The organism is Streptomyces sp. UNOB3_S3 (assembly GCF_020740895.1).
Taxonomy (GTDB): domain Bacteria; phylum Actinomycetota; class Actinomycetes; order Streptomycetales; family Streptomycetaceae; genus Streptomyces.
The window spans coordinates 1-11,562 of record NZ_JAILXP010000236.1; the positions used below are offsets into that span (position 1 = coordinate 1).

Annotated in this window: 11 protein-coding genes; 6 read left to right on the forward strand and 5 right to left on the reverse strand. The window is 74.0% G+C overall.

Annotated elements, in window-relative coordinates; genetic code table 11:
- Window positions 1-57 precede the first annotated feature (57 nt).
- Window positions 58-2,061, forward strand: a complete 2,004-nt coding sequence (locus K6I33_RS23365; protein WP_229356440.1) for a fructose-specific PTS transporter subunit EIIC — start codon at window positions 58-60, stop codon at window positions 2,059-2,061.
- Window positions 2,062-2,162: 101 nt separating this feature from the next.
- On the opposite strand, the gene K6I33_RS23370 is transcribed toward K6I33_RS23365, so the two are convergent.
- Window positions 2,163-2,513 carry a peptidase inhibitor family I36 protein gene (locus K6I33_RS23370; protein ID WP_229356444.1) on the reverse strand — a complete coding sequence of 117 codons (351 nt, stop codon included), beginning with the start codon at window positions 2,511-2,513 and terminating at the stop codon, window positions 2,163-2,165.
- A gap of 147 nt (window positions 2,514-2,660) precedes the next feature.
- Complete coding sequence (locus K6I33_RS23375; protein WP_229356446.1) at window positions 2,661-3,101, reverse strand: MarR family winged helix-turn-helix transcriptional regulator; 441 nt, start codon at window positions 3,099-3,101, stop codon at window positions 2,661-2,663.
- Window positions 3,102-3,214: 113 nt separating this feature from the next.
- On the opposite strand from K6I33_RS23375, the gene K6I33_RS23380 reads away from it, so the two are divergent.
- Together K6I33_RS23380 and K6I33_RS23385 are read left to right on the forward strand one after the other, a co-directional pair.
- Window positions 3,215-4,258, forward strand: coding sequence for a hypothetical protein (locus K6I33_RS23380; RefSeq protein WP_229356448.1), 1,044 nt, complete (start codon window positions 3,215-3,217; stop codon window positions 4,256-4,258).
- A gap of 89 nt (window positions 4,259-4,347) precedes the next feature.
- Window positions 4,348-5,184: an SAM-dependent methyltransferase gene (locus tag K6I33_RS23385; RefSeq protein ID WP_229356450.1), complete on the forward strand. Its 837-nt coding sequence runs from the start codon at window positions 4,348-4,350 to the stop codon at window positions 5,182-5,184.
- Window positions 5,185-5,254: 70 nt separating this feature from the next.
- Here K6I33_RS23385 and K6I33_RS23390 read toward each other — a convergent pair whose 3' ends face one another.
- Window positions 5,255-6,868: an APC family permease gene (locus tag K6I33_RS23390; protein ID WP_238491970.1), complete on the reverse strand. Its 1,614-nt coding sequence runs from the start codon at window positions 6,866-6,868 to the stop codon at window positions 5,255-5,257.
- Between the two features lie 528 nt (window positions 6,869-7,396).
- Here K6I33_RS23390 and K6I33_RS23395 point away from each other — a divergent pair.
- A complete protein-coding gene (locus K6I33_RS23395) occupies window positions 7,397-8,161 on the forward strand; it encodes an endonuclease/exonuclease/phosphatase family protein (RefSeq protein ID WP_229356461.1) in 765 nt (254 codons plus the stop codon).
- Window positions 8,162-8,269: 108 nt separating this feature from the next.
- On the forward strand, window positions 8,270-9,559 hold the full coding sequence (locus K6I33_RS23400; protein WP_229356455.1) for a CAP domain-containing protein: 1,290 nt from the start codon (window positions 8,270-8,272) through the stop codon (window positions 9,557-9,559).
- Window positions 9,560-9,588: 29 nt separating this feature from the next.
- On the opposite strand, the gene K6I33_RS23405 is transcribed toward K6I33_RS23400, so the two are convergent.
- A complete protein-coding gene (locus tag K6I33_RS23405) occupies window positions 9,589-10,227 on the reverse strand; it encodes a maleylpyruvate isomerase N-terminal domain-containing protein (RefSeq protein WP_229356458.1) in 639 nt (212 codons plus the stop codon).
- A gap of 113 nt (window positions 10,228-10,340) precedes the next feature.
- Here K6I33_RS23405 and K6I33_RS23410 point away from each other — a divergent pair, with 113 nt between their 5' ends.
- Complete coding sequence (locus tag K6I33_RS23410) at window positions 10,341-11,213, forward strand: class II glutamine amidotransferase (RefSeq protein WP_229356460.1); 873 nt, start codon at window positions 10,341-10,343, stop codon at window positions 11,211-11,213.
- 7 nt (window positions 11,214-11,220) lie between these two features.
- On the opposite strand, the gene K6I33_RS23415 is transcribed toward K6I33_RS23410, so the two are convergent.
- The gene (locus K6I33_RS23415) at window positions 11,221-11,520 is read right to left on the reverse strand and encodes an ATP-grasp domain-containing protein (RefSeq protein WP_308297275.1); all 300 of its coding nucleotides are present in this window, start codon (window positions 11,518-11,520) and stop codon (window positions 11,221-11,223) included.
- Window positions 11,521-11,562: the final 42 nt, after the last annotated feature.

An 11,562-nucleotide genomic window follows, 5' to 3' on the forward strand; every position in this document is an offset into this window, starting at 1 on the left:
TCCCCCCTCCTGTCCCCCATCGCCCCTCGGGCGTCAGCGCGTGCAAGGGAGCCCGCGATGAGTGAACTGATCACGGCCGGACTGGTCGATCTCGACCTGTCCGCCGGTACCAAGGAAGCGGCGGCGCGCTCGCTCGCCGAACGGATGCGGGCCCTGGGCCGGGTCACCGATCTGGAGGGCTTCCTGGCCGACGTGGCCGCGCGCGAGGCGCAGATGCCGACGGGGCTCGACGGTGGCATCGGCATCCCCCACTGCCGCAGCGCGCACGTCACCGAGCCCACGCTGGCCTTCGGCCGCGCGTCCGCCGGGATCGACTTCGGGGCGCCGGACGGGCCCGCGGACCTGGTCTTCCTGATAGCCGCCCCGGTGGGTGCCGACAGCGATCACCTCACCATCCTGTCGGCGCTGGCGCGGCAGCTGATGGACGCGGAGTTCACGGGCGCGCTGCGGGCGGCGGAGAGCGCGGAGGCCGTCGCGGCGCTGCTGCGCGGCGACACGCCTCCGGCGCGGGAGGAGGCCGGGGCAGCGGACTCCGCGCGCCCGGCGACGGCCGCCGCGGCGGGGTCGACGCACTCGGCGGCAGCCGCCGTGCCGGAGCGGCAGCCGCTGCGTATCGTCGCCGTCACGTCCTGCCCGACCGGTATCGCGCACACCTATATGGCGGCCGAGGCCCTCCGGCAGGCCGCCCTGGACGCGGGGGTGGAGATCGCCGTCGAGACGCAGGGTTCCGCCGGGTTCACCCGGCTCGACCCGGCGGTCGTCGCGGCGGCCGACGGCGTGATCCTCGCCCATGACGTGGAGGTGCGGGAGCGGGCCCGGTTCGCGGGCAAGCCCACTGTGGACGTCGGGGTGAAGGCGGGGGTCAACCGGCCCGGCGAGCTGATCGCCGAGCTCCGCAAGCTCGTGACGGCCGGTGGTGTCCCGGCCGAGCGCCCGGCCGCGCCCATGGACGCGGGGGCCGGGGCGGGCGAGGGGTTCGGCACCCGGTTGCGCACATGGCTGATGACGGGCGTGAGCTACATGGTCCCGTTCGTCGCGGCGGGCGGCCTGCTGATCGCCCTGGCCTTCGCCGTCGGCGGCTACCAGGTGAACAAGGCGCCGTCCGTCGCCGACCACTTCCTGTGGACCGAGTCCGCGAGCTGGGCCGCGCTGTTCTTCCAGACGGGCGGGGCCGCCTTCGCGTTCCTGGTGCCGGTGCTGGCGGGCTACATCGCCTACGGGATGGCCGACCGGCCCGGTCTCGTGCCCGGTTTCGTCGGCGGTTCGATCGCCCTGACCGTGAACGCGGGCTTCCTGGGCGGGCTGATCGCCGGTCTCCTGGCGGGGGCGACCGTCCTGGGCGTCCGGCGGGTGGCCGTACCGCCCGTGCTGCGCGGCATCATGCCCGTGGTCGTGATCCCGCTGCTGTCGTCGGCGGTGGTCGGGTTCCTGATGTTCCTGGTGGTCGGCAAGCCGGTCGCCGCGCTCCAGAAGGCGCTCACCGACTGGCTGGGCGGCCTGTCGGGGACGAACGCGGTCGTCCTGGGCGCCGTGCTGGGCCTGATGATGTGCTTCGACCTCGGCGGCCCGCTGAACAAGTGCGCGTACACCTTCGCGGTCGGCGGGCTGGCCGCCCCCAACGCGGGCAGTCTGAAGGTGATGGCGGCGGTCATGGCGGCCGGCATGGTGCCGCCGCTGGCGATGGCCCTGGCCACGGCCGTGCGCGGCGGCCTGTTCACCCGGGCCGAGCGGGAGAACGGGAAGGCCGCGTGGGTGCTGGGCGCCTCCTTCATCACCGAGGGCGCGATCCCCTTCGCGGCGGCGGACCCCCTGCGCGTGATCCCCTCCGCGATGGCGGGCGGCGCGGTGACGGGCGCCCTGTCCATGGCGTTCGGCTGCACCCTGCGGGCCCCGCACGGCGGCGCCTTCGTCGTCCCGCTGATCGGGCAGCCGCTGCTGTACCTCGTCGCGGTCGCGGCGGGCACGGTGGTCGGTGCCGCGCTGGTCGTCCTCCTCAAGGGACTGCGCCGCCCGGAGCATGAGCAGGAGCCGGAGCGGGACGCGGCGGCGGCCGTCGTCTGACACGGCTGTCGCACCGCTGCGGGTCCCGGCGTCCCCCACGCCGGGACCCGCGGGCGTTTCAGCGGGCCATGCGGGCCATGCGGGCCATGCGGGTCATGGGGTCAGCAGTTGCCCCCGTTGACCCCGTCGATCCGGCCGCCGAAGTCGCCCCCGTACGCCCTGCGCCAGTCGCCGTTGTGCACCTGGCGGGTCTCCTTCGGGTCCCAGTTGATGAAGCAGGCGTCGGTGCTCGCCACGAACGAGCCGACGTTGTCGTGGAGGGCCGGGGGCATGTCGCGGTAGCCGCTGGAGGCCGTCCACTCCCAGCTGGAGCCGTGGTAGTCCGACCCGCTGAAGAAGCAGACCGAGCCGTTGGGGCAGGCCGGTGGCCCGGCGGCCGGGGCGGCGAAGGCGCTTGTCGCGGGCATGATGAGCGCGATCAGGGACATGGTGACGGCGGAGACGATGCGCATGGTTCGTCCTTTCCAGGAACGGTCACGGATGGCGTCGGCGGTGTCCTGAAGCAGTCGCTTCACCGCCACCGACAGCGACATCATCCGCACCCTTGGTGAGCGTCGTCGACTGCTTCGATCTCCGTCGAAGACCGCTCCCCGCGACGGCTACGCGTCCCCGGTGGAATCGTGCGCCGCGTTGTAGCGCAGCAGGTGCGCGGCGAAGCCGGCGAGGTCGTCCTCACCCCAGTCGGCGAGGCGCTCCTGGAAGGCGGCGAGGCGCCGTGCGGCGACCTGGGCGAGGGTCTCCCGGCCCGCCGCCGTGAGGTGGAGGACCTGAACGCGCTGATCGTCGGGGTCGACGCGGCGTTCGACGAGGCCGAGGCGCTCCAGTGTGGCGACCTGCCGGCTGACGGTGGACTTGTCCAGCAGGTAGTGGGCCGCGAGGTCGGTGGCTCGGCAGCCCTGCTGGTCCTCCAGGTGGGACAGCAGGGTGAAGGAGACCAGGGAGAGCTCGGGGTGCATCCGGGCGGCGGAGGCGCGGGCGCGGCGGGCGAAGGCGGTCAGCTCCCGCTGGATGATCTCCACGGACTCGTCTCGGTGGGGCACGGGGGGGGCTCCTTTCAGGCCATGTGGTTGTAGAGTACAACTTGAAGACAGAGTTGCATTTGCCAACCATCACGCTCACGGCTCCCCGCACCGGGGAGCCCAGGAAGGCACCGATGAGATCCACCAACGGCGGCGCGCTGCGTCATGTGCTGGCCCACCTGCTCACCCCCCTGCTGATGTGCGTCGGCATGGGCCTCGCCTACCTGGGCGCGTTCGCCCACCCCGAGCCGCACCGGCTGCCGGTCGCCGTCGTGGGCTCCGGCACCGGCACCCAGGTGCTCGCGCAGACCATCGGCGACAAGGCGGGCGACCGGCTCGCCGTGCGGACCGTCGCCGACCGCGACGAGGCGGTCCGGCAGATCGAGGACCGACAGGTCTTCGGCGCCTACATACCCGGCCGGCACTCCCCCGAGCTGCTGATCGCCTCGGCCGGCTCGGACACCACGGCCGTCGCCGTGCAGAAGGTCTTCCAGCCCGTCGCCGCGCGCCAGGGCGCCCCGCTGAAGGTCACCGACGTGGTGCCGCCCGCCGAGGGCGACCCCACGGGCCAGGGCATCTTCTTCCTGCTGGTCGCGCTCAGCATCGGCTCGTACGCCTCCGTCGCCGTCATCGGCGGAGCGGGAGCGGTGCTGCCGATGCGGCTGCGGGCCGCGCTCGCCGGCGCCATGTCGCTCGTCGTCAGCGTGATCGGCACGGTCCTCGCCGGACCCGTCTTCCACCTGGTCGACCAGGGCCTGCCGGGGCTGTGGGCCATGGCGTGGGTCTACTCGGCGGGCGTCCTGCTCGTCGGCACCGGCCTGCACACCTTCCTCAAGCGCTGGACCACGCTGGGGGTGATGGTCCTCTTCGTCATGCTCAACTTCACCAGCGCGGGCGGCGTCTACCGTCCCGAGCTCCAGAACGGCTTCTTCGCCGCGCTGCACTCCTTCTGGAACGGCGCCGGGTTCGTCGAGGGCGTCCGCAGCCTCGTCTACTTCGGCCACGCGGGCCTGGGCCGGCACGTGTGGACGCTGGCGCTGTGGCTGGTCGCCGGCGTCGTGGCAATCTGCGCCGCCTGGGCCACCGAGGCCCGGCGCGCCCGGCCCGCGGCACCCGTGGCACCCGCGACGACGGCCCGCGACGCGGAGGAGGAGATGGAGGAGGCCGTGGGGGTCTGAGGGACACCGCCCGAGCGCGCCCGCCGGACCCGGCGGGCGCGCGGGCGCTTCCCACGGTCCCCGGCCGCTCCGGTGGGCATCCTGCCCCCATGACGACACCAGAACCCGCCGCCGGTCCCACCGGGGCCGCGTCGTTCAGCCCCGTCAGCAGGACGGCCCTGGCCGTCGCCCGGGTCCGGGCCCGGGAGGGCGAACGCCCCGACGCCCTCTTCACGGACCCCTACGCCGAGGCGTTCCTCAGCGCCGCCGGATACCCCGCCGAGCCGGGCGTACGGCCCGGGCCGTACGCCACCGCCATCACCCATCACACGGTGATCCGCACCCGCTTCTACGACGACCACCTGCTCGCCGCGAGCGCGGCCGGCTGCCGCCAGACAGTCCTGCTGGCCGCCGGTCTGGACACCCGGGCCTACCGGCTGGCCTGGCCGGACGGGATGCGGCTGTACGAGCTCGACCTTCCGCCCGTGCTGGCCTTCAAGGAGCACGTCCTGGCCGGGCGGGCGGCCCGGGCGCGCTGCGCCCGGACGGCGGTGGCGGCCGATCTGCTGTCGCCCGAGTGGCCCGGCCTGCTGGTCGAGGCGGGCTTCGACCCGGCCGCGCGGACGGCCTGGCTGGCCGAAGGACTCCTGGTGTACCTCACGGAGGAGCAGGCCACCGGGCTGCTCCTCGCCCTGGGCGGGCTGTCCCGCCCGGGCGACCGGCTCGCCCTGGAGCGCGGCCGGGACCTCCCGCCGGCCGACGCCGAGCCGGGCCTCGCGCACATCGCCCCGCTCTGGCTGGGCGGCCTGGGGCCGGGTCTCGGCGACTGGCTCGGCGCCAACGGCTGGGAGGTGGCGACCCACCCCATCGAGGAACTGTCGGAGACATACGGCCGCCCCGGGACCGGTCCGGCCCGGGGCGGCTTCCACAGCGCGACGCGGCGCTGAGCCACGCGCGGCACTGAGCCACGCGCGTCGATGAGATCAGCGCGCGCCGATGAGCTCGGCGCGGCCGCTGTCAGACGGCGGTGACCGTGGCGGGCTCGGGGACCTCCCGCTCGTCCTCGGCCTCGCGCGCGGGCCGGGCCCCGGCGTCGAGCACGGGGTCGGGGTCCGGCAGCCCGGCGCGGTGGGCCTGGACGCCCGCGCGGACCGCCCAGAAGTAGAAGCCGAGGGCCGACACGCCCACCAGGGCGATGTCGAGGCCGCCCGGGATCACACCGTGACCGCCGAACTCCTCACTGCCCAGCGCCGACAGTGCCGAGAGCCACAGCAGGAACGCGGCCATCCACCAGGCCGGCGCGAACTGGCGGCGCAGATCGCTCTCGCCCCGGCGGCGCAGCACGATCGCGGCGATGGGCACCGAGATCAGGGTGAGGACGGCGACCTTGCCGGTATTGGGCCACTTCGACCAGTACAGGGCGCAGGCCGCGAAGGCGAAGGTGATGGGGCAGAGGACCTTGGCGGCCGGGAGCCGGAAGGGGCGGGGCAGCTCGGGCTTGGTCTCCCGGAAGACGCCGACGGCGATGGGGCCCATGAGGTAGGAGACGACCATCGCGGCGGAGACGACGCTGGCCAGGGCCTCCCAGCTGTGGCCGATGGTCAGCAGCAGGAGGACGGAGAAGCCCAGGTTGAGCCACATGGCGGGGCGGGCGACGCCGTAGCGGGGGTGGACCTCGGCGATCTTCTTGGGGAAGAAGCCGGTCTCGGCGAGGTTCTGCGCCAGGTAGGCGGAGGAGGCCACGTTGCCGATGTTGGCGCCGTTCGGCGAGATGAAGGCGCCGAACTGGAGCATGGTGACGACCCAGTGGAGCATCAGCAGCTTGGCGAGGTCGGCGAAGGGGGAGGCGAAGTTGATACCGCTCCAGCCGCCGGCCTCGGCCAGCTTCTCCGGCGGGACGGCGCCGAGGAAGGCGACCTGGAGGGCCAGGTAGATCACCAGGCCGAGGGAGAGCGCGCCGACGAGCGCGAGCGGGATGGCGCGGCCGGGGTTCTTGGCGTTGCCGCCGAGGTTGACGACGGCCTGGAAGCCGTTGAAGGCGAAGACGACGCCGGAGGCGGTGACGGCGGTGAGGACCGCGGACCAGCCGTTGGGGGCGAAGCCGCCGTGGGAGGTGAGGTTCTCCGTGTGGAAGCCGGAGGCGATGAGCGCGCCGACCGCGAGGACGGGGATGGCGAACTTGACCAGCGTCAGGAGGTTGTTGGCGCGCGCCAGCAGCTCGACCGACCAGTAGCAGGCCAGCCACAGGGCGAAGGTCAGGATCAGGGCCGTCGCGATGCCGGTGGCGGTGAGGCTGCCGCCGGAGACCAGCCCCTTGGCCCAGCCGAAGCTCCAGGAGGACATGTACTGGGTGCCCGCGATGGCCTCGATGGGGATCAGGGAGGCGGTCGCGATCCACACGGCCCAGCCGGTGATGAAGCCCAGCACCGGGCCGTGGGAGATGGAGCCGAAGCGGGCCATGGCGCCCGGCAGCGGATAGGCGGCGCCCACCTCGGCGTACGTCATGGCGATCATGCCGATGAAGATCGCGCCGATGACCCAGGCGACCAGGGCGGCGGGCCCGGCGACCTGGGCCGCCTGACCGGCTCCGAAGAGCCAGCCGGAGCCGAAGATGGACCCGAGGCCTATCATGATCAAGGCGAAAAGGCTGAGGCCTTTCCTGTTGGCCGCGCTCACGTCCACGAGCTGTTTTTCCGTTCTGCCGGGAGACAAGGACTGGAAGCCCCTATGCGCCTCTTCGGCGTTCAGCAGGCGTCGCCGTCCACCGGCTCGCACCGATGGACGGCGACGCCTGTTGAACTGAGCGGGGATCAGTCGCCGACACCGCGTACCGGCCTGTTGGGCTTCGCCGAGATCGGCCCCGGGAACGGACACCGGGTACGACGCGACGAGCCCGGGGACTGCCCCCGAAGCGGTTCGGGAACGGTCCGGGCTCGTTGACGACGAGATGGCCGAGGACGCAATAGCGACGCCGGTCATACTACGCCAACCAGGAGTAACACCTCCAATCGCCCCGGCAGCCCCGTTTGACCGGCGGCCCGAATCGCCCGCCATGACGCTTTTCGGCCACGCGGTCGCGTCCGGGCCGCGCGGTTACGGGAGGCCCGGCGAGGGAACACCGGGACCGTGACCACACACGTGTCGCACGCGCTCCGGGTGATGTCCTTCAATCTGCGCTACGCCTCCGAGAGCGATCCGCACCCCTGGTCGGAGCGGCGGCCGGTGATGCGCCGGCTGCTGCGCGAGGAGCGGCCCCAGCTGCTGGGCACGCAGGAGGGGCTGTACGGGCAGTTGCACGACATCGCCGAGGATCTCGGCCCGGACCACGACTGGATCGGCCTGGGCCGCCACGGCGGCAGCCATGACGAGTTCGCGGCCGTCTTCTACGACACCGGCCGGCTCGCCCCCGTCGAGTACGACCACTTCTGGCTGTCGGACACCCCCGCCCTCATCGGCTCGGCGACCTGGGGCAACACCGTGGTGCGGATGGCGACCCGGGTGCGCTTCGCCGATCTGCGGACGGGCACGGAGTTCCTCGCCCTCAACACCCACCTCGACCACGCCCACCAGTACGCGCGCGAGCGTGGCGCGGAGCTGGTCACCCGCCGTCTGAGGGAGGCGGCGGCCCCGGCCCTCCCCCGGCTCGTGACCGGCGACTTCAACGTCCCCGCCCACGGCAACCCCGTGTACGGCGCGATGCTGGACGGCGGAGCGCTGGCCGACAGCTGGGACACCGCCGAAGAACGCGGCCCCCAGTACGCCACCTTCCACGGCTACAAGCCGCTGGTGCCCGACGGCGACCGCATCGACTGGATCCTCACCTCGTCCACCGTGCGCACCCTCGGCGCCGCCATCAACACATACTCCGAGGACGGCCGCTTCCCCAGCGATCACCTTCCCGTGCAGGCGGTCGTCGAGATGTGACTCGTCGAGATGTGAACGGGAACGCTCGCCGTCCGCCGGGCGTTCCTCCGGCACACACCTCGATCCGGGGCGGGCGGGAGCCCGCCTCCTTCACGACGGGCGGACCCGGTGCGCGACCTGACTTCCGGAGGGAACCTTCCGCTGCCGGACGGCCCGGTGTCGGTCCGGGTGCCCGGCCCGTTCGACATATCGGCGCTGATCACCGGGGACGACGGAAAGGTCTCCGGCGACGGCGACTTCGTCTTCTTCAACCAGCCCGCCACACCCGGCGCCCGCCTCGCGCCCGGCGGGCTCACGGTGGACCCGCGGCGGCTGCGGGCCGGCGCGACCCGGGTCACGGTGGTCGTCTCCCCCGCCGAGCCCGGTGCCGCCCTCGGCGCCCTGCCCGCGCCCGTCCTGTGCGTCGCCGCCGACGGGCAGGGCGCGCTCGCCCGCTTCGCGCCCGCGCGGCCGGACCGCGAGACGGTGCTGCTGCTCGCCGAGATCTACCGGCGCGGGCCGGGGTGGAAGCTGCGCGCGCTCGGCCAGGGCTACGCGGACGGGCTGGCGGGGCTGGCACGTGACTTCGGCGTCGAGGTGACGGAGGACGACCCCGGGCCGGACGCCGGGCCGGACGCCGACCCCGCCACGACGGCGCTGGTCAACGCCGTACGCCGGCGCGCCGGCGTACCCCCGCTGGCCTCCGACGCCCGCCTCGTGGCGGCGGCCCGGGCGCACGCGGCGGCCATGGCCGCCCAGGGGCGCCTGGACGCCACGGGCCCTGACGGGGCCTCGGTCTTCCAGCGGGTCACCGCCGGCGGCTACGCGTACGTACGCATAGCGGAGCACCTGGTGTCCGGGCCGCGTACCGTCGACGCGTTCCTGGACTACTGCCTCGGCGAGGGCCGGGCAGGGGCCGGCCATCCGGCGCACGACCCGGCCCTCACCCACGTGGGCATCGCCCACGCCGTCGCGGCCTCGGGCGACACGTACTGGACGGCGCTCTGGGCCGAGCCGCTGACCGACGGGAGCCTGGCGCGCACGGTGGCGGAGGTCCTGGCGCTCACCAACGCCGAGCGGGCCGCCGCCGGCCTGCGGCCGCTGGGCGCCGACGCCCGGCTGGCCGCGGCGGCCCAGGCGTACAGCGCGGACATGGCCGCGCGAGGCTTCTATTCCCACACCTCCCCCGAGGGCACCGAGCCCTGGGACCGGGCGGCGGCCGCCGGCGCGGGCCACCGGGGCATCGGCGAGAACATCGCGTGCGGGCAGCGCTCCCCCGCCGAGGTCGTCCAGGGCTGGATGGACAGCCCCGGCCACCGCGCGAACATCCTCAAGCCCGGGTTCACCCACCTCGGCGTGGGATACGCGGGCGGCGGCCCGGCCGGTACGTACTGGACGCAGCTCTTCGGCATGGCCTGAGCGCCGGGCCACCGCCTTCCGAGGGGCCCTCAGAAAGCGGCGATGCCGGCCGGGGCGCGCTCCGCGCGGCTGAAGGCCCGCAGGACGGCGTCCTGGCCGTGCCGGCGGACGGCCAGGGCGGACAGCAGCCCGAGCACCCGTGCCAGGGCCCCGTCCGGGAACCGGGGCGTGGGGACGCCGACGCCGGCCGCCAGGTCGTCGCAGTGCACCGCGAGCTCCATCATGCGGGTGACGAGCAGGTCGTCGAGGGTCAGCGACCAGGGCCCCCAGAAGGGGATCCGCACCGCCCGGTCCGGCTCCACCGGCAGCCGGTCCGTCAGTTCCCCCACAGCGGCGTCGAAGCGCGACGCCAGGGCCTCGGGCCCCTCGGCGGCCTCCTGTTCGCCGGACCGCCGGATCCGGACGTTGATGTCGGCGTCGAGGGCGGCGTCGACCCACTCCACGCGCGCGTAGTGCTCCAGGAGCGAGACGACCGGTTCCCGGGGCACCGGCGTGCTCAGGATCCCGGGGACGGCGAGGACCTGGTAGGCGAGGTGTCCGGCCAGGCCTCCCACCGTGAACTCCGGCAGGGAGCTCGGCCGGGCCCAGGCCGCGGCGACCGCCGGCTCGCGCAACAGGCCCGCGGCGACCCGGGCCATGGACAGGAAGCCGTCCCTGATGTCGGTCATCCCCCCATCCTCCCCTTGCCGGAGCGGAACGCAGCCGGATACCGACTGTCGGCGTGGGCGCGCCGCGCCGATGCTGTACGCGGCGGGACCTACGGGAGAGGGGGGACGGGCCCATGTGCCGTCTGTTCGGCATGAGCAGCACTCCGCTCCGTACCCGGGCCACGTTCTGGCTGCTGGACGCGCCCGACAGCCTCAGCGTCCAGAGCCGTCGCGATCCGGACGGGACGGGCCTGGGGTTCTTCGACGCGGCGGCGGTGCCGCGGGTGCACAAGGCCCCGGTGGCCGCCTACGCGGACCGGGCCTTCGCCGAGGAGGCGCGGCAGGTGGAGTCGGCGACGTTCCTCGCCCACATCCGCTTCGCCTCGACCGGGCGGCTGGAGACGCGCAACACCCATCCGTTCGAGCAGGACGGGCGGCTGTTCGCCCACAACGGCGTCATCGAGGGCCTCGACGCGCTCGACGCCCGTCTGGGCCCGGCGGGCCGGGCCACGGTGCGCGGGGACACCGACTCCGAGCGGTTCTTCGCCCTGATCACCCGTGAGATCGCCGCGCACGGCGGCGACGTCACGGCGGGCATCGTGGGCGCGGCCCGGTGGATAGCCGACGAGTTGCCCGTCTTCTCCCTCAACCTCGTCCTCACCACCCGGGACGAGCTGTGGGCGCTGCGCTACCCCGACACCCATGAGCTGTTCGTGCTGGAGCGCGCGGCGGGCGGCCACCACGGCAGCCGGCACCTGGACCACAGCGGCGCCGGCGGGCGGCTGCGCGTCCACTCGCACGACCTGAGCGAGGCGCCGGCCGTGGTCGTCGCCAGCGAGGCCATGGACGACAACCCCGGCTGGCGGCCGCTGGCGAGCGGTGAACTCCTCCACGTCGGCCCGGACCTCACCACCACCGGCCGGATCGCCCTCCCCGGCCCGCCTCGTCACCGCCTGTCCCTCGACGACCTGCGCCCCGAGGCGGCACGGTCGCAGAAGGCGCGCTGACCTGGGGCTAGCCCACGTTCAGCAGTGGTCCGAGCAGCGCCGAGGGGTCGGTCCCGGCGGGCAGGTCGCTCACCTGGCCGTCGCCGACCTCGATCACCCGCCAGGCGCCGTCGGCACTCCGGGCGAGGTCGGTGGTGACGAACCGGCACCCGAGCCGGGCCACCAGCGGCTCGACCGCGTCGAGGCCGGGCCCGGGAGTCAGGCCGGGGGTGTCCGGGTGGGCGGTGGTGAGCAGTGGACGCCCGTCGAGCCACCACACCCGTGCCTCGCCCTCCTCGTGGCGCAGTTCCTCGAAGGCGCGCAGCACGACGCCTCCGGCGGGCGTCGGTCATCGCCCTACCGTAGAGGG